This window comes from Microvirga rosea (assembly GCF_020595095.1).
Lineage (GTDB): Bacteria > Pseudomonadota > Alphaproteobacteria > Rhizobiales > Beijerinckiaceae > Microvirga > Microvirga rosea.
This window is the reverse complement of record NZ_JAJDOP010000003.1, coordinates 277,570-296,554: the sequence shown is the minus strand read 5'-3', so window position 1 is coordinate 296,554 and position 18,985 is coordinate 277,570. Positions and strand designations below refer to the sequence as shown.

Here is an 18,985-nt window from a genome sequence, read left to right as displayed (position 1 = left end):
AAGACTATCCTAGTCGGAGCGCTCTGGACCGCGCATTCATAATATGGGCGGTTGCCGTCTCGACGGCGGCAGTAACGTCACGGCGTTTTAGCGCATCGATAATCGCGAGGTGCTCACGCATGACGGGGACGACGAGCTGCTCATCAAGGCTAGTCTCGCTTTGCCGAATGAGCCGAACTTTGATCCAATTCACCCGATAAACTCTTGATATGATGTCATTGTTGAGTTCGTCGATCACTGTTTCGTGGAATGCGCGGTCGACGTCCTGCGCTTCTGCAATGATATCTTCGCTTAAATGTCTCTCCGCCGAGGTCACGATGGATCGATGTCTGGCCTCAAGCTCTCGAAGCGCCGTATCGCTGGCGGCCTGACAGAACATGGCAATCGCCTCACGCTCAAGGATCAGACGAAACTGAAAAGCATTGCGAACTAGAGTAATATCGAGAGGGAGGATTTGGAGTCCCCTTTGAGGAACAGTGATGATCAACCCTTCTGCTTCAAGGCGAGGAATGAGCTCCCGAATGGCACCGAGTGGTTGCCCCGTGAGGGCTACGAGCTCGCGCTGAGTGACGAACTGACCGGGCTTGATCTCGCTGCGCAACAGATGCTCAGTGAAAGCATCATAGGCCCTCTCGCGAAGTTTGAGTTCAGCCCGAGGGGCCGCTCGAGCCATGGTCATACGACACCTTCGGCAGATTGACGGATGCGCATCAATAATTCGATCGCGCGAGCCGCATCTCTCCCGCTCATCGTCGGAAGAGGAGGACGGGCGAGGGCCCAAACGCCGTCCTGACGAAGATGGGCCAGTAGGGCCTTCACCATCGGAATGATCGGGTATCGAGTGATTTCGTCGACAAGCTCGACAATCCGAGGATCGTCGCCACCGGCCTTCGCTAAATCGATGATGGCCTCGGGCACGATATTTGCCACGCCGCAGATCGAGCCAGCGGCGCCGGCCGCACAGGCGCGTCCGAGGTATCTTTCGTCGCCAACAAGAATTTCGAGCTCTGGAAATGCTTTAATCAGCGCAAAGGTTGCCTCGGAATCGCCCGCACTATCCTTCACTCCGCGAATCGCCCGAGGAAAGCGCTCAAGCAGGCGCTTAATCACGTGGTGTGATAGCGGAACCCCTGTCATCCCGGGGATGTGATAAAGAAGCACGTCTCTGATGCCTGTGCCGACAGCATCGAATACTGAGGCATACCATTCAAAGACCGTGTCGTCGGGCACAGGCCGGAAGTAGAAGGGTGGCGCGAGCAGCACAGCATCTGCACCCCGCCGCAATGCTCGACTGGTGCTCTCGGCAGCCTCTTCGAGAGAGCAGGCAATGACGCCTTCCACCATGCGGTCCGCCGGAACTCCCAGGCTGATCATTTCACGAGCAACCCGGTCACGCTCCGCTGAGCCCACGGATGGCCCTTCACCTGTTGTTCCGAAGATCGTTGCAGTTCTGCAGCCACGAGCCATACAATCCTGAGCGTGAGCAGCCAGACGTCGAACGTCCACGCCACCATCCGTAAATGGAGTGACGAGGGCCGGGCTAATGCCGAAGCTGAGCGACAAGATGACCTCCGAAAACCGGTACGGTTCAGGCAGTTCAACGGGGCTGTTGACACTAACATGTTACATGGTGCTTAATCGGTTGCAAGCAAAGAAACGAACCAGAATGGTCGATGAACGCAACAAGGGGAGGGAACTGACATATGTCTGAGACAGCACGTTCATTCACGCGCCGTACATTTCTCGCAACCACTGCGGCTGCAGCCTGCAGCCTTGGCGGAACACTTCCTGCCTTTGCGGAGGTCAATTGGAAAAAGTACGCCGGCACGAAAATCGGCGTGAACCTCATCAAGAGTCCGCGTGGTGAGGTGCTTCAGAAATATGAGAAGGAATTTACCGATCTGACGGGAATCCAGGTCTCCTCCGAGCAGACCCCGGAGCAGCAGCAGCGGCAGAAAGCCGTTATCGAGCTGAACTCCGGAAGCCCCAGCTTCGACGTGGTTCACATCAGCTATCACGTCCAGAAACGTCAGTTCGAGAAAGCCAATTGGCTTGCCGATATCAGTGGCTTCATGAAGAATCCCGAGCTGACCGATCCTACACTGACGGAAAGCGACTTCTCCCAGGCGGGGCTGCTTTATGCAAAGAACCCTCAGGGACAGATGCTGTCTCTGCCTTTCTCCGTCGATTATTGGATGGTGTACTGGAACAAGGATCTCTTCGCAAAGAAGGGGCTCTCCTATCCCCAGACCTTCGATGAAATGGTGAAGGCCGCGGAGGCGCTGACGGACAGCAAGGAGGGCACTTACGGCTTCGTCGCCCGCGGTTTGAAGAACGCCAATGTACCTGTCTGGACAAGTTTTCTTTTGGGTTACGGTGTCGATCCGGTTGACGCAAACGGGAACCTGATGACGGATACGCCGGAGGCGATCGAGGCAGCTCGGCTATATCAACGTCTCCTCACCAAATCTGCGCCACAGGGTGTTGCCGGGTTCAACTGGTCGGAGTGCCAATCTGCATTCTTGCAGGGAAAGATCGGCTTGTGGCTCGATGGCGTTGGTTTCGCCCCACCGCTTGAGGACCCTGAGAAATCGCGTGTCGTCGGCAAGGTCGGTTATGGCGTCATGCCCCGTGGCCCGAAGGCCCAGGCCTCCGCGACCTTCGGTGATGGCATCGGCGTTACGGCTGCCAGCAAGAACAAGGAGGCGGCCTTTCTTTATTGCCAATGGGCCATTTCGAAACTCATGGGTGCCCGACTCCTGCAGGCGGGCGGCGGCGTCCCGTTCCGTCCTTCCATCCTCAACGATCAGGACGTTCGCAAGGGCGTAAAGATGCCGCCGGCGTGGATCGATGCCGTCGTTGAGTCCGGAAAGATCAGCAAGCTGGGCCTTCCGGTCGTCCAGCCAGTTACCGAGTTCCGGGATATTATGGGTATTGCCCTGACAAACCTCATTTCAGGTGGAGATCCTGCGGCAGAGCTGAAGAAAGCGACGGAGCAGTTCAAGCCGATCCTTGAGCGCAGCGAGAAAGCCTAGCGGTTTATTGCCTTATGGCGATGCAGGATGGTCCTATAGCTGCCATTGTTGAGCAGCACCCGAAAAACGTAGCGGAGGCGGCGCCCGTTGCAGGTGCTCGCCCCCGCAGCACCTATTGGCCTTTTGTGATCCCGGCCGTTGCTGTGGTCGGCTCAGTCATCGTCTTCCCGTGGGGCTTTACCGTCTGGATGAGCCTGCATGAGTGGACCGTCGGCGGCGCCCGCCGCTTCTCCGGCCTGTCCAACTACGCACGCCTTGCTTCGGACGAGCGGTTCATCGCTTCCGTCGGCCACACCCTGGTTTATACATTCCTGGCTGTGGTCCTGCCGCTGATATTCGGCACGCTTGCTGCGCTTATCTTCAACGCCCGGGTTCCCTTCCGCGGTGTTTTGCGCGGCCTTTTCGTTATGCCGATGATGGCGACTCCGGTAGCGATTGCCCTTGTCTGGACGATGATGTTCCACCCTCAATTAGGGGTGTTGAACTACCTTCTCTCACTCATCGGCATTCCTCCGCAATCTTGGGTGTTCAACCCTGCGACGGTCATTCCCTCGCTTGTCCTTGTCGAGACCTGGCAGTGGACACCGCTCGTCATGTTGATCGTCCTTGGCGGACTGGCGGCCATTCCGACCGAGCCTTACGAGAGTGCTGCCATCGATGGGGCCAACGCCTTTCAGCGTTTTCGTTACATTACGCTTCCCATGGTCGCGCCGTTTCTTATGGTGGCCGTCATTATCCGCACCATCGATGCGCTCAAGAGTTTCGACATCATCTATGCGATCACCCAAGGCGGTCCGGGCACCGCCTCGGAGACCATCAATCTCTACCTCTATAGCGTGGCATTCGCTTACTATGATGTCGGCTATGGCTCGGCGATTGCCGTCGTGTTCTTTGTTCTCGTGATCGCACTCTCGCTTCTCATGCTGCATCTCCGTCAGCGGACCAAGTGGATCGACGTACAGGGGGGCGCATGAACGTCCGGAGGACTCTTGATACGCTTGGAATGCTGTTCGTGGCGTTGGTATTGGCGTCTCCCGCCGTACTCTTCTTCATTTGGATGCTATCGCTATCACTCAAGTTCGAAGTCGATAACGCTGCTTATCCGCCGATTTTGATCCCAGAGCGTTTTGCCTGGAAGAACTACACGGGTGTATTCGAGTCTAATCGCTTCGGATTGTTCTTCCTCAATAGCGTGATCGTCACGGGAGCTGCGACTGGGCTCGCCCTTCTGATCGGCGTTCCGGCGGGCTACGGCATTGCACGCATGCGGGCAACGAAGGCCGCTGTCGTGGTGCTTATTGCGCGCATGACGCCGGGACTATCCTACCTGATCCCACTTTTTCTTTTGTTTCAGTGGCTGGGATTGATGGGAACCCTCCTGCCGCAAGTCATTGCACATCTGGTTATTACGGTCCCGATCGTCATCTGGATCATGATTGGCTACTTCGAGACGACACCGCTTGAGCTCGAAGAGGCTGCCGTTATTGATGGCGCCAACCGCTGGCACGTCTTTCGCCACGTCGCGCTGCCGATTGCAAAGCCAGGGATCACCGTCGCGTTCATCCTCGCGGTGATCTTTTCCTGGAATAACTTCGTCTTTGGGGTAGTGCTCGCCGGTCGCGAAACGCGAACCTTGCCGGTTGCCGTTTACAACATGCTGTCGTTCGAGCAGCTCAGCTGGGGCCCATTGGCTGCGGCGGCTCTCATCGTGACTTTTCCGGTTCTCGTTCTGACTATCATCGCTCAACGGCAGATTATTGCAGGTCTCACGGCCGGGGCTGTGAAGGGCGGGTGAGCGCCAATTGATCCGTTGGGTGATTCAGCCTTGAGGCCTCATGATCGAAGCGGCCTTTATGATGACTCCGCATCATAAAATCTCTGTGGTTCACCGATCCTCTCGGGAATGTCCTGCCCGCACTTGAAACCAGCCGCTCTCGTGTCTGCGATCTCAGCGGCTTTTGCATTCGCGTTCTGAAGTTTCGCGTTCACGTAAGCCATATGACAGGCCCGAGCGCCGTCGATCTTTGTAACGACAAGGACCTGATGAACCTGCTGCTTCTTTGGTGCATTGATCTCTTCGCTCACAAAAGCGCGAAAGATAGAGGCGTAGGGTTGTCCGGAGGTGTCGAGCCGCCACTCAATCTTGTTGCCGATAGAGGCTGCCGCAGCACGAAAAGGAGGCTGCAGCTTAGCGTCCTTTCCAAATTGGACGCCAAACATCAAACCCATATCGGCAAACAAGACGCGCTGTCCGACAGGACCCAGGCACTGCCATTCACTATATTCAGCTTCGCTCCTAAGCTGCTTGCAACCCTCGCCCTTGATCTCCGTATAGACGGCGGATTGCGCAGCGGCGCTACCGATATGGCCGGCAGAAAGCGCAACGCTTACGAAAATGGCGGCTTTCGTCGATTTCATTATTGAAACTACCGCCTGGTCGGTTCAAGTGCCTGTTTCTTATTCTGGCTACGAATAGTAGCGCGATGCCCGGAGCTGAGCGAAGCTCACCATTGCATTAACGCTGACCTCGTTCTGGCCCGCATTCTGAAACAGAGCAGTCGCGAGGGAAGTGGAGGTGTCGTTTTCCATGTCGTACCTGATACTGAAACGCGAAAGGAATCTCTCGAGCTTTTCAGTGTCCTTGAAGTCATCGAGATTTAGTCTGCTCTTCAAAAGCTCGGCTTGATGATCGACGGGCGCTTGGGCCATTTCGTCAGGGAGGCCAAGAGCCTTGAAGACAACCTGCTGAAGCGCTCTATCCGCCAAGATGCTATATACGGAGGTTATGCCCGATGCCTTACGCTGAAAGTACAGGGCCAGACGTAAACCTTCGTTTTCTTCACCGGACTGCTTTTCGAGAGTCTGTCGCGTATGCAGTTCGATGGTGTTCATGACGCCGCGCCGTGATTGCGACTGGTCTTCAGGGCGCACCACCAGATTTCCATCGGTGTCAAAGTTGAATGACGCCGCGATCTGCGCAAAACGCCGATCCTCGAGCTTATTTGCAAAACTATCGGGATCGTCGACGTCGCTCTTCATGACCTGTTCCATGAAGTCGGCTGGAGTGCTCGGCAGCGTTACGCCAAAAGCCTCAAGGACATAGGTCAGCAAGCGCTTGTTATCCAACAGGTCCTTTAACGAAGTGACCCGGTCGATCTGCTCGCGATAGTAGACGGTTTCAGTTTTGGCCTGATCCAGTGTTTGGCCGCGCCCCGTCGCGCCGACCAGGTAAGCGCTCGCTGTCGAGGAGATTTCTCCCTCCGACTGGGCCGTACGAGGGATGCGAGGCTTGCCAGAGGCGTCGAAGTTGAAGGCCTCCGCAAGATTGATGTACCGGCTGTCTCGGGTCTGATTGGCAAAGCTGTTGGGATCTGACAGATCGCTGGTCAGAACCTTTCGGATTGTCGTTTTCGACTCTGTGTCGGGATCGAGGCCGAAAGCCTCCATGACGAAGTCGTAGAGGATGAAGTTGTTCACCAATCCGTCCACGTCTTCGACAACGTCGATCATGTTCTTGTAGAATGCAATTTTCTCGCTGTCGTCCTTCTGGTCGGCGTCATCATAGGCTGCCATATAGGTCACGGTGACCTCGGCGAGCTCGTCGCGACCGAGCATCTTTTGGCCCGTCGGGACCTTTCCATCAGGTAGGAAATTGAAAAGCTGAGCAAGCTTCCGATAGGTGTCGTTATTCGATGTATTGGCAAAGCTAGCTGGATTGGACAGGTCGCTCGTCAGAGCTTTGGGAAGGTTTGCGCGGGTTGTCGCGTTGTCCTCGAGGCCGAAGGTCGTCAGGACATAGCTCAAGAGCCTCTCGTCACCCATGAGTTGCGTAACCGAGGTGATCTGAGACGCCTTGCTCTCGAAATAATCCGTATTCAGTTGTGCGGCCATCGGCGTGACACGATCCGGGACCGAAAGCACGTAGGTTTCGGTCAGGGATTTAATCTGAGCCGTCGTTTGGACAGGAGTTCCAGCTGGGAGACTTCCGTCCGAATTGAAGTTGAACGAGTCCGCTAAGGCTTGGAGCGACTCGGCAATCTCGGCGTAGGCGGGGTCTTTGATCGAATTGATGTAACTGCTTGGGTCGGAAGGATCGCTGGTCAGGATCTTACGCATGATCTGGGCTGAATAATACGTCGGATCAATGCCGAAGGCCTTGAGTGAATATTCAACCAGACGCCGGTCGTTCACGAAGCCATCAATGTTCGTCAGCTTGGCGACCGTCTTGCTGTAATAGTCGGTATCGTCCTCAACCGCCTTAGCTTTGTTGGCAATTTCTTGATTATAGGTATCAAGCAAATCGTCTTCTTGCTTGTCGGTCTGGATATCCGGCTTTGCCGCCGTTGTTCCGTCGGCTGTGAACTGGAAGGCTTTGGCGAAGTCCCTGTAGCGCTCATCGGACAAGCGGTTGACGAAACTGTTCTCATCATTGAGATCACTCTCGAGAACCTTGCGCATGAACGCCTTGGCGTAGATCATGTCGTCCAGGCCATAGGCTTCCATCGCGTACTTGTAGAGGCGGTGATCGGCAAGGAACTCTTTGGCCGAGCCAATTTTTCCGATATTCTCTTTATAGTATTTCGTTTCACGGAGGACCGTCGTCTGGTCGGCCACCCGGTCGAGGCTCTGCCGGAGATCTTTGTTGATCAGCTTGTAGTTCAGATATGTTGACAGCATCGCCATTCCAACAACGGACTTCTCGATTTTAGCAAGTATACATTCCTTCCCTTGTCTGAAGCTAGGCTGCCAGCTCGGTTCCAATTATTTGTTTGGCTTGGTTAAATCCGCGTTTGAAATGGTCCGTCTGGTTTCCCTCGAATGCTGCGATCAGTTCAATTCCGCTCGAATGCCTGAGCCCTTCGAAGCAACCTCCCTCCCTCTGGCCGCTCGGTTGTGCTCGTTTGCGAGCCAGCTCGTTGGCGACTGTCCCGTAACTCTTTGAAATTCCCGATTAAAATTGGATTTTGTGTTGAAGCCGCTCTCCAGCATGGCGTTGGTCACGCTGCTGCCGGCGGCAAGACGCTCGCACGCGTGGCGAATTCGGTAAGAGTTTATGTATCGGGACACATTCTGCCCGGTCGCTCGGTTAATAGTGATAGAGAGCTGTTTTGCGGGCACCGCACTCCGCCGGGCAAGACGTGCGAGATTCAGGTTCGGATCGAGAAACATCTGGTGTTCAGCCAGAATCGCGTCCAAGTGCGACATGAGCTCCATGTCCTTTTCGACATCCGCAGGGGAGGGGGCAGTCTCGGGATCTTGGATTGGCTCTTCGTCCGTCTCGAGGCTTTCCGAAAGGCTGAGCGCTCCAATGAGGAGCAGCGATACGGACGACGTAAGGGTGATGATCCAAGACTGGAGCCATGCTTCGCCCGCGATCTGGGCGGCGGCTATTAGCCAGTCGCTGGCGGCCGACAACATCAATGCCAGGGCAACGCCCCGCCAGATCAATATCGGCCAGTCATCAACCTCTGAACGGATTAGTGGCAGCCCGTCCGGGCCGGCCCGGAGCGACTGGAACATCGCCAAGCCGTAGATCGTGAAGATGCCTGGTACGACTATATCGAGTGTTTGGGGCGCAAAACCGATGCAGAATGTCGTAAAGGCCGGTACGGCAAGATGAGGTAGGTCGCGCCGAGGATTGAAGCGTCTGACCGCTGTCGTTTCCAAAGCGATCCATGCCAAAGGCGGAATAAGAGTAGCGGTGATCGGCTGCACCAGCCGCATCACGGGCACCGCATAGAACTGGGCCAATGCGTTGACAATCCCTTGGACGGCGCAGGCCCCAAGCAGCGCTATCACAATCGTTGATCTACGGCCCGTTAAAAGTCTGCGCAGAAGCAGAAAGCACAAGGCGAGCGAAACGACGATCGAGACTGGCAAAGCAAGCATGGGTCTGTTCCAGGAATTCCGGCTTTCCTTAGGCTCAAATTCGGTTCGGCTCGACCTAAAACCGGATTGAGGACGCGTTTTTGCTCCAATCAAGCATCGTCGGGACGTCTATCATCCAGAAAGGACTCCCCAATGAAGCCTCTCATGATTGCCGCTGCGGTGGCTTGCTTAAATGTAGCATCACCGGCCCTTGCCGATTCTCTTGCCGGGTATGACAGAATCACAGTGAATGCCGTCCACAGGAGTGCTCCGGTTGCCGCATCGGTCTGGTACCCCCTGGGAAAGCCGACCTATCGGGGGCTGATCGGAGATAATGCAGTTTTCAAAGGTACTTGGGCGTCCGTAGGAGCCGCCGTTGCCGAGGGTCGGCATCCTCTTGTGGTGCTGTCACACGGCTCGGGAGGAAATATGGACGGCCTCGGGTGGCTGTCCTCCCAGCTGGCCTTGCACGGTGTAATGGTACTCGCCGTCAACCATCCGGGAAGCACGAGCGGCGACTCCTCACCTCGTCGGTCGATCCGGCTCGACGAGCGCGCCGCCGATCTGCGCGCGGCTCTCGATACCGTTCTTTCGGACCCGAATTTGGGACCCTATGTCGATAGAGCGCGTATCGTGTCGCTCGGGTTTTCCCTCGGCGGAGCAACCGCCCTGAATCTCGCGGGCGCGCGGCTGAACCGGGCTTCCTACAAAAGTTACTGTGAGCGGCTGAGCGGGGAGGGGGACTGCATATTCTTCCAGAAAGGCGGAGTTTCATTCGACAATCTTCCCGAAGTCTTCGAGAGCGATATGCGAGATTCTCGGATCTCCGCCGCTATCGCGGTTGATCCTGGCCTGACTTACGCATTCACTCCTGAGAGCATCGCCGAAATGAAATTACCCATCCTGCTCATCAACTTAGGTGGAGAGGAGAGATGGAAAGCGCTTGATGTCACCCAAAACGGCAGTGACCTTCTCCGGCGCCTGCCGAATGCACGATACGCGGTCGTGAAACCGGCCAATCACTTTACGTTTCTGTCGGAGTGCAAGCCCCAGGGACGCGAGCTTCTCGCAGAGGAACGAGACGATCCGGTTTGCGACGATGCGGCTGGAACGGATAGGCATCAGGCACATAGGGAGATCGTCGATCATATGCTGAAGTTCCTCGACCGGTAAGAAGCAGTCACGGGGCACAGCTCGACACCGACTTGCCCTGAACGCAAGGATTGCAAACGGGATATCAAGCAGGCACCCTGGTCCAAATTTCGGGGAACCCAAATGCTCTTATACCTTGCCGCTCTTTCCATAGGGATCATCGGTGGCTTGCGTGCAATGACGGCTCCTGCGGCCGTCAGTTGGGGCGCCTATCTGGGGCTGCTCAACCTCAGCAGTACATGGCTCTCTTTCCTTGCGCACCCTGTCTCTCCCTGGATATTCACCCTTCTGGCGATCGGAGAGCTTATCGCCGATCAGCTTCCCTCCACGCCGAGCCGCAAAGCCTCTGGCGCGTTCATCACCAGGATCGTCGTTGGCGGCGTATGTGGTGCGGCGGTCACGATGGCGAGCGGCGGGAATTTCTTGGGAGGCATCCTGGCTGGAGCTGTCGGGGCGGTCATTGGTACGCTTGGCGGTGCTGCATTCCGAAAACATCTGGCTCTGGCATTCGGCAAAGATCGGCCGGCAGCGTTCGTGGAAGACGCCATAGCGATAGTGGGCGCAGTGCTTATTGTGGGGGCCGGATCATGAACGACAGGTTCGATGCTATCATCATAGGGGCAGGGCAGGCGGGACCGTCTCTGGCGGGGCGGCTGACCGGGGCGGGCATGAAGATTGCCCTGGTAGAGCGCGAATTGTTCGGCGGCACGTGCGTTAACACAGGCTGCATGCCCACAAAGACGCTCGTGGCGAGTGCTTACGCCGCTTATCTTGCAAGGCGAGGGGCGGATTACGGTATTCGGCTCAAGGATCCGGTCGAAATCGATTTCGGGCGGATCAAGACGCGGGCCGATACGGTGGCAAGGAACGCGCGAGACAGCATCGAACGGTGGCTGCGGACCATGGACGGTTTAACGGTCATGAATGGTCATGCCAGGCTCGAAGGGCAGGGCCGTGTTCGGGTCGGGGAAAGGTTGCTGCAGGCCCCGAAGATATTCATCAACGTAGGCGGCCGCGCCAATATTCCTGACCTGCCCGGTGTGAACACGGTCAGCTACCTCACCAACAGCTCCATGCTTCGACTTGAGAGCCCTCCCCGGCACCTGGTTGTTGTCGGAGGAAGCTATATTGGACTTGAGTTTGCCCAGATGTATCGCCGCTTTGGCTCGGAGGTGACGGTCGTTGAAAAAGGGCCGCGGCTTATTGGTCGTGAGGATGAAGATATCTCGGAAGCGATCCGTGCGATTCTTGCTGACGAGGAAATAGCCGTCCGTACCAACGCCACATGCATAGCCTTGAGGCCTGACGGGGAGGGCATTGCAGTTGACGTCGATTGCACGTCTGGCGATCCGTTTGTGGTGGGTTCTCATGTTCTTCTCGCAATCGGCCGGCGCCCTAACACGGACGACCTCGGCCTGGATCAGGCCGGAGTCATCACAGATTCGCGCGGCTACATCGTCGTGGACGACTTCTTGGCCACAAATGTGCCCGGCATATGGGCTCTGGGCGATTGCAATGGCCGCGGTGCGTTCACTCATACGGCTTATAACGATTATGAAATTGTGGCCGCCAACCTCCTCGATGCCGCGGATCATCGGGTCAGCAGCCGGATTCCGGCTTATGCACTCTATATCGATCCGCCCCTTGGCCGGGTTGGCTTGTCTGAGACGGAAGCGCTCAAATTGGGACGGGATGTGCTCGTTTCGAAGCGCCCCATGAGCCGTGTCGGGCGTGCGATTGAAAAGGACGAGACGAAGGGCTTCATGAAAATCGTCGCGGATTCCCAAACGAACCAGATTCTCGGCGCCGCCATTCTCGGAGTTGGCGGCGACGAAGCCATCCACGGGATCCTCAACGTGATGAACGCGCGCGTGCCGTATTCCACGCTACAATGGTCGGTGCCTATTCATCCGACCGTATCGGAATTGATCCCAACCGTCCTGGGCGACCTCAAGCCCAATTCTCCGTCGGGGCAGGCCGCTTAAGCTGCCTCCCGGCAGATCGGGCGGTCTGAGGCGTTGGGCGGCGCAAGAGCGCCGCCATCGTCGTTATCGCTCTAGCGTGAATGCCACCTCATATAATCCTGGGCTTGGTTGTCCCAGCTCCCGATGGTCAAGAAACCCGCCCAGGCGGAGCCGATCGACGACTCTATGTGCGGCCTCCAACCCTTGCGTCTGGGCATAATTGACGACCCGTGTCCCATCCTCACTGCGATGAAGGCTGGCGGATATCCAGCCAGGGACGTCGCGAACGAATTGGGCTGCTTCCGACAAGTGGTCGATAAGAGCTTGCTGGCCGCCTGGCGGAACGGTGAACACGTTAATCTGCGTTATGATACCGGCGTTGGCACGAATGATAGGCATGCTGCTTCCTTTTTCGAAGTAGCGCAGCCGACCGACAGCTTGAGACGCGAAAGACCAAGGAACGCGCCAAGCCGCTAGCGCGGTTGCGCCAGTTGCTTGTCGCGGGTTCGCCTAGTGGACGAGACGGAGCCTTCTGACGAAGGGAGCGGACTTACCAATGCCGCTCATGGTCCTTTTCGACGGTGAAATCCTATCAGGCCGCCATGCGAGAAGAAAGTCGGCACGCTCTGGTCATACTCGCGAGGTCCGCCGCTCCACCGAGGTGTAGTTCCACCTCATAGCTTTGGTTCCATAATATATCTTATGCGAAATTAGATTGTAGAACACCGTTAGAGATGTCACCGATCTGCCCGTTACAGATGCCACCCTCCCCGGGTGCGGACAACGGGAAGCTCGGGTGCCATGACGGTGATCGCCATGAGTCGTCGAGAGATCGATCAGATGCAGGTGTTGCGTGATGTCATGGCGCGGCACATCGCGGTCCGGGACGCGGCGCAACTGCTGCGTATGACACGCCGACAGGTATTTCGTATCCTGAAGAAGTTTCGCCAACGCGGACCGGAAGCTCTGGTGTCGAGCCGTCGTGGCAAACCCAGCAACCGCAGCTATCCGCCAGCTGTGCGGGCCGAGGCCTTGGCTCTGATCCGGTCCAACGCGGCCAGGCCAAGAGCCTGTTCAAGGTCGGTTGACGCGCGGTCCGACGGGCGCAGCGCGGCTGCGCAACTTGATCAGCTCCGCCGCGCTGCTCGTTGTTTAACAAGTTCTGATACACAGCCATCGATCTAAATCCGCTCACACGGCCCAATCTCATGATCTTCCAGACCAGAGATATAGATTTCCGGGTCCATGGTAAGTTCGACTTTGCCGTCTTTCCAAACGCTGGAAAACAGATTGCCAGGCGTGTACTTCAATCTAAGTTGAGTCTGACTCGATTGCAGGACCGCAACATATCCCTGGTCCGTAAACTCAAGGGCGAGCGGATTAGAGGGGTGGGTGCCGGGCCCACCGTAGCAGTTCAGCCGGCGGATCCCATCCACTTCGAAGAAGTATGGCTTTTGTTCGATCGGGAGCCAACCAGCACTCCAAACCACTCCTAAGCCAATGATCGCAAAGGCAATAATGGCTGACCGGAACAGCAACCCGGAGGTGAAACGATGATTGGACACGGTCTCTCTACGCAGAGAAGGAAAGGATTAGACAGATATAGAGCCAATTGCCTCTGGCTAATCAATTCCCATGCTGCTCGGAGCCTTCAACCTTAACCAAAGTCCCTGACACCGCAAGGAAGCGCCCGAGGGTGACATCTCTAATGAGGACAATCAGCGACTTGTCTAACGGGCTTTGACAATGATTGTAGGCCGCCGTTAGAGATGTTGCCGGTCCGCCCGTTATAAAGGTCGCCCTCCCCGTGTGCGGACAACGGTGAACTCGGGTTCCATGATGGTGGTCAGTACGCGCCACCAGGAACTGTATCGGCCGCGTGTTGTGATGGATCTGGTCGAAGACCGCCTGACTGTGGCGCAAGCTGCCGCCCAACTCCATCTACCAAGCGCCAGGTTTGGCGGCTGCCTTGCCTATCGGGGAACGCACGCCTCATGACTTAAGGTTGTTCCGACACGCGTGCTGCACAAAGCGGCGTTGGTACTCGCGCGGAGTCAGCCCGGTCTTGTGCTTGAAGAGCTCACGAAATGTGCTGAGATCCCCATAACCGACACGCTGGCTCACGCCTTCAAGGCTTGCGTGGCCCGCCTCGAGCAACCGCTTCGCGACTTCGATACGGAGAGACTGGAGATACTCCAGAGGCGAGTCACCTACCGCTTGCTTGAAACGTCGATTGAGGGTCCGTTCGCTGACGGCAAGATAAGCCGCGAGTTCGGACAGTCGAAACCCGTGCTGAAGGGTCGCCTCCATCCGGAGCTGGGCGCGGGCGACAAGGCGATCGGAGTGTCCATGCTCGTCGAGCAACGTCGCATAGGATGCCTGCGACACACGATTGGTGTCAATCAATAGGGCCTTGGCGGTCGTCGTGGCCAAATGTGCATCGCCGAACATCTCCACGAGGCGCAGGGCCAGGTTGAGGAAGGATGTCACAGCGCCGGTACAAAGAACGCGATCCTGTTCGGTCAGAACTTCGTTGGCCCGAAGTTCGACCCTTGGGTATCGCCGCGAGAAGTCCGTAGCTCGATCCCAGTGGGTGGTGGCGATACGGCCATCAAGTAGTCCCGCTTCGGCCAGCAGATAGCTGCCGGTACAGTAGGACGCCACCACCGCGCCAGCTACGTGTTGCCGCCGCAGTGCAGACGACAGTGCGCGCAGTTGCTCGTGCCGGGAGACAAACTCCTCCATATCGGCGAGAAACGGCGCGGTCACCAGAATTGCGTCGGCGCGCCCGCGGGCATCGATCCTCCCGTCGACCGCAACGGTCTGACCAGAGGCAGTATGCACCGGTTTGCCATCAAGAGATTCCACACGCCACCGGATCGGCTGACGACGGTTCACGGAGCTCTTGGCAGCAATGCGGTTGGCCGCTGCGAAGACGTCGATTGGACCCGATACGCCCGAGGCTAGGATCCCGTCATATACCCAGATACGGATCATTCTCATCTGTGTCTGATTTTCCTCCAAAGATGGCGATCCTGCCAATTTCTGATAGGCCCGTGAAGACCTAATTTGGACGTATCGAAATGGCGAATGGAGTTTAGCGATGCCGATGCTCGATGCATTTATTCCGGAAGGCGCACTGGCACCCGACGCGGAAGCACGGCTGCTGCGGGAGGTCACGGACCTCTTGATGCGGAACGAGGGGATTGATCCAGCGAACGAAAAGGCGCGGGCGGTGAGCCTCATCTTCCTGCATAGGCCGGTCGTGTACGTCGCGGGAGTACCGACGACCTCGCCGCGCTATCGGTTCATCCCTTCCGTGATGGAGGGCCTCTACGACGACGAGCGGAGGAGCGCGATCGTGCGTGAGATCACTGAAGCGGTGGCTCGAGCGGAGGGAGCGACATTCGAAGACGTCGCACCGCGCGTTTGGGTGTTCCCTACCGAGATCGCGGACGGCCGCTGGGGTGGTCGCGGCGTGATCCGCCGGCTTCCGGAATTCCTCGCCTATGCGCTCGGCGAGGAAGCGAGCGCCAATGGAGCCCGTCGACTGGCCGAGCGGCGCCGGCAAGAGGCGGTGGCTGTTCTTGAGGCCGCGCGAGGCCCTGCAAGCCACTGAGGCGTCATAAAGGCGGCCTCTTATGAGGAGGTAAGCAACTGTGGGCTCTTCTCGCAAAGAGCCCACAGGGCATCGTTGGACACTTGCGGAGCCTTAAAAGTTGGGCATGCGCCCAATGATGCCCTCCGGCCAGCGCGGCCGGGGGCCAAAGCCTACCCCTCGCGCGTGGCGAGACTGACATTTCCAAATGGCACGGATTGGGACATCTCTATTTTGCGTTCGCAACGATCTTGGAGCAGCAGGGCGCTGCTGCCCTTTGAAAGTCTAGGGCTTCATCCTGCAAACGATGACCGCATGATCCCATAGACGGCCCTCGCCCAGGATTTGATGGGTAATCTGGAAGCCGGCTTCGTGGATCTCCCGGGTCAACTCATTGACGGGTTTTAACGTGCGATACGGCTGGCCCCGTTCCAAGAGCTGTCGCTTGGCCGGATCGAAGTTTCGCTTCAGGATATCTGTTTTCGGCTCCCCGCACATGGTGCTCACCACGAAAGTGCCGTTGGCTTTCAATACGCGTCGGACCTCTGCGAGGCAAAGGCCCCGCGCTTCGTCCAACAGGCAATGAAGGCAGTTTCCATCGATCACCAGATCAAATGTCTTCGCCGGAAAGAAAGGCATCGCGCTGACGTTTCCGCATTGGAACCGACCCTGGAGAGACTTTTCGGCAAATTGTTCGCGAGCCCAGGCAACGGCGACTGACGACAGGTCGACCCCGTCAATATCGTATCCGCGTTCCGCAAAAAGCGCCGAAACCATTCCGTTGCCGCATCCCAGCTCCAGCAATCTGGCCGGCGGTCGAGGAATGGCATCGGCTTCGTTCAAATAGACGATTGAGTTAGCCCAACCCGCACGGCGCGTCGGAAAATTGGAGCCGCCCCAGCCGGGCTCGCCTAACAGACGCAGGCGAAGGTACTCAGCCTCGGGATCGACGATCATCCGATCCCCGAAAACCGCATCGGACATGCTGGCGCTCACGATTATCAAGCCTTTGGAGACTCAAGAATAAACCGATCAAGCACCCTTTGAATATGCGCTTTGCGACTAGACCGCCGTTAAATCCTGTCATCCCGAGAGAAGCCGTTACTGGCATATCCGGTAACGGTCGCTGGACCCGTGAGGCTCCACATCAAGATGAAGGTGATCTGTATGGGACGGATCGGAACCAGGTCCGAGGATCGTCGTAAACCATCCGCACGCCGCTCTACGCAGGGTAGCGATCGTATCGGCGTGGGATGCATTCCCGTTCGGTTTGATGAAAAGACTCCCACCATCCGAGAGCTCAAAATGAGATACGTCAATAGCCCTACCCTGCGCATGGGCCGAGAGTTTGCCGGTCGGAGACCCGTTACGGTTCCGACATTCAAAACCAGGACCTGTCCGCACGGCGACGAGATCGATGCCCATGCGTCCCGCGATCACGGGGGCAGCTAAATCGCTGATCCAACGCCCGAAATTTTCCGCGAAGGCGCAGGCCAGGATAGGCTTTTCCTTCAGCACGACGGTTTGTTGGGGATGGGATGAGACAGGCACCGAGAGAAGGTGGATGGGGACATCGATTTGGCATTGAGCGTTTCGAGTATGCGGTGGCTCCGCTGGTTCTAAAGTAAAGCCAAGTTCCCGTAACCGGCTGAGGCAATTCTCGGAGCTGGTTTCGGGACCTAAGCCTGGCGCAGGTGCCGCATTAGGCATCGCAGGCTTCACAGGCTCCGGAATTGGGGGCTCCGGGGGCCGGGGAGGCGGCAGAGGAACCGGCTCAGCGGCGGCGCGCGCCACCGTGAGCCACACATGGAGCATTATCGGAACAGTCAGGAAAGAGGCTCTCACCCCCCTCTCCTCGCGGTATCGGCACAATGTCTCATGGAGTTGATATAGGTCGGCCTCATCAGATCTCGACCCTGGGCTTTTCGCCGACCGCAGTGAGCTTCTCGATTGACCGAAAAATGGGAAAAAACGTGTGAGAAAGATCGAAGAAATCTTTGAAAAATTAGAGAAATCCCCGTTTCGGCAGAGGTTTCACCTCGGTTCCAAGGAACGGGCCTACCTTGACGCTAGGGGCCTGGAACGGGTCATGGAACACGCAGGAGATTTCGTCGATCAGCGTCTCGCACCTGCTCAGCCAGCAAGGGATGGCAAGCAAACGCCCTTCCGAGGGCATCCGGTTTTCATCGCCCAGCACGCCACTGGGACGTGTTGTCGTTCCTGTCTGGAGAAGTGGCATGGGATCAGCCGCGGATATCCTCTCACCCAGGACCAAAGAACACATATCCTCGCCGTTCTGGAGCAATGGCTCCGCCGCGAAATTTCCTGAAGCCACTTCGGTTTCGCCTTCTGTTCCCTGAAGCTTGCAGCGCTCGGAACATACCTGCCCATCACTCTCCGCCGGTTGATCGGCGAGGCTGATGCACTCTAAGCAAGACCATGGCCCTGCGCGATTTGTCATTGATGATTCTTGTCTGCCTCACATGGGCGGCGCACACCATCGTCAGCAAAATCGTCGTATCGGGAATGGAGATCCCTCCGCTGTTCTATGCGGCGATCCGCTACGGAATCGTTGCTCTGGTCACTATCCCTTGGCTGCTTCCGGTCCCGAGACCCCGATGGCGCATGGTCCTTGTCGGCTTCCTGATGGGAGGGGGCGGATTTGCGCTCTTCTTCATCGGGATCAAGACGGCAACCCCCTCAAGTTCCGCAATCGTCAGTCAACTGGGACTGCCGATGACCGCGCTTCTGTCCGTCGTGATGCTGGACGAGAAGATTCAGTGGAAGCGGGGCATCGGCATTGCACTGACATTCCTCGGTGGCCTGATCGTGATGTGGAACCCCGACGAGCGGTTTCCCATATCCGGAGGCTTGGTGTTTATTCTTGGCTCCGCCTTCGTGGCTTCCCTGGCGGCAGTGATGATGAAGCAGATCAAGGGAGTGAAGCCCTTGCAGTTCCAGGCATGGGTCGGACTCGCCTCGGTGATCCCCCTCACCTTTCTATCCGCCGGCCTGGAATCCAGCCAGTTTGCTCTGGCCGAGCACGCGGGCTGGCCGTTCATCCTCGCGGTGCTGTTTTCCGCCCTGGTGGTCTCGCTCGTTGGTCACACGATCTACTATGATCTGATCCGAAAATACCCCGCAAACTTCATCGCTCCGCTGCTCATCATGAACCCGTTGATGACTGTCGCCCTGGGGGTTCTGATCACAGGGGATCGGTTTGACTTGCGAATGCTCCTCGGCACCACTCTGGCTCTCTGCGGCATTCTCATTATCACGCTTGGTGCGGCAGGACGGAAATTCAGACCGGAAAAGCCCTGAAGGGACTGCGCTAGATAATCTGTGGTGCCCGGCGCGGTCTAAGGTTA

Annotated in this window: 20 protein-coding genes; 10 read left to right on the top strand and 10 right to left on the bottom strand. The window is 57.3% G+C overall.

Features of this window, described 5'->3' with window-relative positions:
- Positions 1-4: 4 nt before the first annotated feature.
- Entirely contained in the window at positions 5-679 is a 675-nt protein-coding gene (locus LJD17_RS09385) for a GntR family transcriptional regulator (RefSeq protein ID WP_227383912.1), read from the bottom strand.
- The gene (locus tag LJD17_RS09380) at positions 676-1,563 is read right to left on the bottom strand and encodes a dihydrodipicolinate synthase family protein (RefSeq protein ID WP_227383911.1); all 888 of its coding nucleotides are present in this window, start codon (positions 1,561-1,563) and stop codon (positions 676-678) included. Before LJD17_RS09380 ends, LJD17_RS09385 begins: the two co-directional genes overlap by 4 nt.
- A gap of 140 nt (positions 1,564-1,703) precedes the next feature.
- Here LJD17_RS09380 and LJD17_RS09375 point away from each other — a divergent pair, with 140 nt between their 5' ends.
- The 3 genes from LJD17_RS09375 to LJD17_RS09365 are packed head-to-tail and all read left to right on the top strand — an operon-like array spanning position 1,704 to position 4,830.
- On the top strand, positions 1,704-3,035 hold the full coding sequence (locus tag LJD17_RS09375) for an ABC transporter substrate-binding protein (protein WP_227383910.1): 1,332 nt from the start codon (positions 1,704-1,706) through the stop codon (positions 3,033-3,035).
- Positions 3,036-3,055: 20 nt separating this feature from the next.
- Positions 3,056-4,009 carry a carbohydrate ABC transporter permease gene (locus LJD17_RS09370; RefSeq protein ID WP_406600791.1) on the top strand — a complete coding sequence of 318 codons (954 nt, stop codon included), beginning with the start codon at positions 3,056-3,058 and terminating at the stop codon, positions 4,007-4,009.
- On the top strand, positions 4,006-4,830 hold the full coding sequence (locus LJD17_RS09365; RefSeq protein ID WP_227383908.1) for a carbohydrate ABC transporter permease: 825 nt from the start codon (positions 4,006-4,008) through the stop codon (positions 4,828-4,830). Before LJD17_RS09370 ends, LJD17_RS09365 begins: the two co-directional genes overlap by 4 nt.
- Before the next feature lie 56 nt (positions 4,831-4,886).
- Here LJD17_RS09365 and LJD17_RS09360 read toward each other — a convergent pair whose 3' ends face one another.
- The 3 genes from LJD17_RS09360 to LJD17_RS09350 form a co-directional block, all read right to left on the bottom strand.
- The gene (locus LJD17_RS09360; protein WP_227383907.1) at positions 4,887-5,453 is read right to left on the bottom strand and encodes a hypothetical protein; all 567 of its coding nucleotides are present in this window, start codon (positions 5,451-5,453) and stop codon (positions 4,887-4,889) included.
- A gap of 48 nt (positions 5,454-5,501) precedes the next feature.
- Positions 5,502-7,796 (bottom strand): DUF1217 domain-containing protein, encoded by a 2,295-nt coding sequence (locus LJD17_RS09355; protein ID WP_227383906.1) that lies wholly within the window; start codon positions 7,794-7,796, stop codon positions 5,502-5,504.
- 66 nt (positions 7,797-7,862) lie between these two features.
- A complete protein-coding gene (locus tag LJD17_RS09350; protein ID WP_227383905.1) occupies positions 7,863-8,786 on the bottom strand; it encodes a helix-turn-helix domain-containing protein in 924 nt (307 codons plus the stop codon).
- 270 nt (positions 8,787-9,056) lie between these two features.
- On the opposite strand from LJD17_RS09350, the gene LJD17_RS09345 reads away from it, so the two are divergent.
- The 3 genes from LJD17_RS09345 to LJD17_RS09335 all read left to right on the top strand — a co-directional run bounded on the left by LJD17_RS09345 (position 9,057) and on the right by LJD17_RS09335 (position 12,040).
- Positions 9,057-10,076 carry an alpha/beta hydrolase family protein gene (locus tag LJD17_RS09345; RefSeq protein ID WP_227383904.1) on the top strand — a complete coding sequence of 340 codons (1,020 nt, stop codon included), beginning with the start codon at positions 9,057-9,059 and terminating at the stop codon, positions 10,074-10,076.
- Between the two features lie 102 nt (positions 10,077-10,178).
- On the top strand, positions 10,179-10,646 hold the full coding sequence (locus LJD17_RS09340) for a DUF4126 domain-containing protein (RefSeq protein ID WP_227383903.1): 468 nt from the start codon (positions 10,179-10,181) through the stop codon (positions 10,644-10,646).
- Positions 10,643-12,040 carry an FAD-containing oxidoreductase gene (locus LJD17_RS09335; protein ID WP_227383902.1) on the top strand — a complete coding sequence of 466 codons (1,398 nt, stop codon included), beginning with the start codon at positions 10,643-10,645 and terminating at the stop codon, positions 12,038-12,040. The genes LJD17_RS09340 and LJD17_RS09335 overlap by 4 nt, the downstream gene beginning before the upstream one ends.
- A 63-nt stretch (positions 12,041-12,103) precedes the next feature.
- On the opposite strand, the gene LJD17_RS09330 is transcribed toward LJD17_RS09335, so the two are convergent.
- Entirely contained in the window at positions 12,104-12,418 is a 315-nt protein-coding gene (locus tag LJD17_RS09330; protein WP_227383901.1) for an antibiotic biosynthesis monooxygenase family protein, read from the bottom strand.
- A 402-nt stretch (positions 12,419-12,820) separates the two neighbouring features.
- On the opposite strand from LJD17_RS09330, the gene LJD17_RS09325 reads away from it, so the two are divergent.
- Entirely contained in the window at positions 12,821-13,204 is a 384-nt protein-coding gene (locus LJD17_RS09325; protein WP_227383900.1) for a helix-turn-helix domain-containing protein, read from the top strand.
- Here LJD17_RS09325 and LJD17_RS09320 read toward each other — a convergent pair.
- Both LJD17_RS09320 and LJD17_RS09315 read right to left on the bottom strand, forming a co-directional pair.
- The gene (locus LJD17_RS09320; protein WP_227383899.1) at positions 13,201-13,584 is read right to left on the bottom strand and encodes a hypothetical protein; all 384 of its coding nucleotides are present in this window, start codon (positions 13,582-13,584) and stop codon (positions 13,201-13,203) included. The genes LJD17_RS09325 and LJD17_RS09320 overlap by 4 nt on opposite strands.
- Positions 13,585-14,011: 427 nt before the next feature.
- Positions 14,012-15,022: a GlxA family transcriptional regulator gene (locus LJD17_RS09315; RefSeq protein ID WP_227383898.1), complete on the bottom strand. Its 1,011-nt coding sequence runs from the start codon at positions 15,020-15,022 to the stop codon at positions 14,012-14,014.
- A 100-nt stretch (positions 15,023-15,122) separates the two neighbouring features.
- Between LJD17_RS09315 and LJD17_RS09310 the strand changes: the two genes are divergently transcribed.
- Positions 15,123-15,638, top strand: coding sequence for a tautomerase family protein (locus LJD17_RS09310; protein WP_227383897.1), 516 nt, complete (start codon positions 15,123-15,125; stop codon positions 15,636-15,638).
- Positions 15,639-15,902: 264 nt separating this feature from the next.
- Here the strand turns inward: LJD17_RS09310 and LJD17_RS09305 are convergent, their stop codons facing one another.
- Together LJD17_RS09305 and LJD17_RS24345 are read right to left on the bottom strand one after the other, a co-directional pair.
- Complete coding sequence (locus LJD17_RS09305) at positions 15,903-16,601, bottom strand: class I SAM-dependent methyltransferase (protein ID WP_227383896.1); 699 nt, start codon at positions 16,599-16,601, stop codon at positions 15,903-15,905.
- Positions 16,602-16,718: 117 nt separating this feature from the next.
- Positions 16,719-17,327 (bottom strand): extensin-like domain-containing protein, encoded by a 609-nt coding sequence (locus LJD17_RS24345; protein ID WP_227384292.1) that lies wholly within the window; start codon positions 17,325-17,327, stop codon positions 16,719-16,721.
- Between the two features lie 265 nt (positions 17,328-17,592).
- On the opposite strand from LJD17_RS24345, the gene LJD17_RS09295 reads away from it, so the two are divergent.
- Positions 17,593-17,946 (top strand): DUF4186 domain-containing protein, encoded by a 354-nt coding sequence (locus tag LJD17_RS09295; protein WP_227383895.1) that lies wholly within the window; start codon positions 17,593-17,595, stop codon positions 17,944-17,946.
- Positions 17,947-18,056: 110 nt separating this feature from the next.
- On the top strand, positions 18,057-18,938 hold the full coding sequence (locus LJD17_RS09290) for a DMT family transporter (RefSeq protein WP_227383894.1): 882 nt from the start codon (positions 18,057-18,059) through the stop codon (positions 18,936-18,938).
- Positions 18,939-18,985 lie beyond the last annotated feature (47 nt).

What these genes read in the sequence shown, in the direction of transcription:
- LJD17_RS09385 (WP_227383912.1), bottom strand. Translation starts at nt 679, where the DNA reads ATGACCATGGCTCGAGCGGCCCCTCGGGCTGAACTCAAACTTCGCGAG.
- LJD17_RS09375 (WP_227383910.1), top strand. Translation starts at nt 1,704, where the DNA reads ATGTCTGAGACAGCACGTTCATTCACGCGCCGTACATTTCTCGCAACC.
- LJD17_RS09370 (WP_406600791.1), top strand. Translation starts at nt 3,056, where the DNA reads ATGCAGGATGGTCCTATAGCTGCCATTGTTGAGCAGCACCCGAAAAAC.
- LJD17_RS09365 (WP_227383908.1), top strand. Translation starts at nt 4,006, where the DNA reads ATGAACGTCCGGAGGACTCTTGATACGCTTGGAATGCTGTTCGTGGCG.
- LJD17_RS09360 (WP_227383907.1), bottom strand. Translation starts at nt 5,453, where the DNA reads ATGAAATCGACGAAAGCCGCCATTTTCGTAAGCGTTGCGCTTTCTGCC.
- LJD17_RS09345 (WP_227383904.1), top strand. Translation starts at nt 9,057, where the DNA reads ATGAAGCCTCTCATGATTGCCGCTGCGGTGGCTTGCTTAAATGTAGCA.
- LJD17_RS09340 (WP_227383903.1), top strand. Translation starts at nt 10,179, where the DNA reads ATGCTCTTATACCTTGCCGCTCTTTCCATAGGGATCATCGGTGGCTTG.
- LJD17_RS09335 (WP_227383902.1), top strand. Translation starts at nt 10,643, where the DNA reads ATGAACGACAGGTTCGATGCTATCATCATAGGGGCAGGGCAGGCGGGA.
- LJD17_RS09330 (WP_227383901.1), bottom strand. Translation starts at nt 12,418, where the DNA reads ATGCCTATCATTCGTGCCAACGCCGGTATCATAACGCAGATTAACGTG.
- LJD17_RS09325 (WP_227383900.1), top strand. Translation starts at nt 12,821, where the DNA reads ATGACGGTGATCGCCATGAGTCGTCGAGAGATCGATCAGATGCAGGTG.
- LJD17_RS09315 (WP_227383898.1), bottom strand. Translation starts at nt 15,022, where the DNA reads ATGAGAATGATCCGTATCTGGGTATATGACGGGATCCTAGCCTCGGGC.
- LJD17_RS09310 (WP_227383897.1), top strand. Translation starts at nt 15,123, where the DNA reads ATGCCGATGCTCGATGCATTTATTCCGGAAGGCGCACTGGCACCCGAC.
- LJD17_RS09305 (WP_227383896.1), bottom strand. Translation starts at nt 16,601, where the DNA reads ATGTCCGATGCGGTTTTCGGGGATCGGATGATCGTCGATCCCGAGGCT.
- LJD17_RS24345 (WP_227384292.1), bottom strand. Translation starts at nt 17,327, where the DNA reads ATGCCTAATGCGGCACCTGCGCCAGGCTTAGGTCCCGAAACCAGCTCC.
- LJD17_RS09290 (WP_227383894.1), top strand. Translation starts at nt 18,057, where the DNA reads ATGGCCCTGCGCGATTTGTCATTGATGATTCTTGTCTGCCTCACATGG.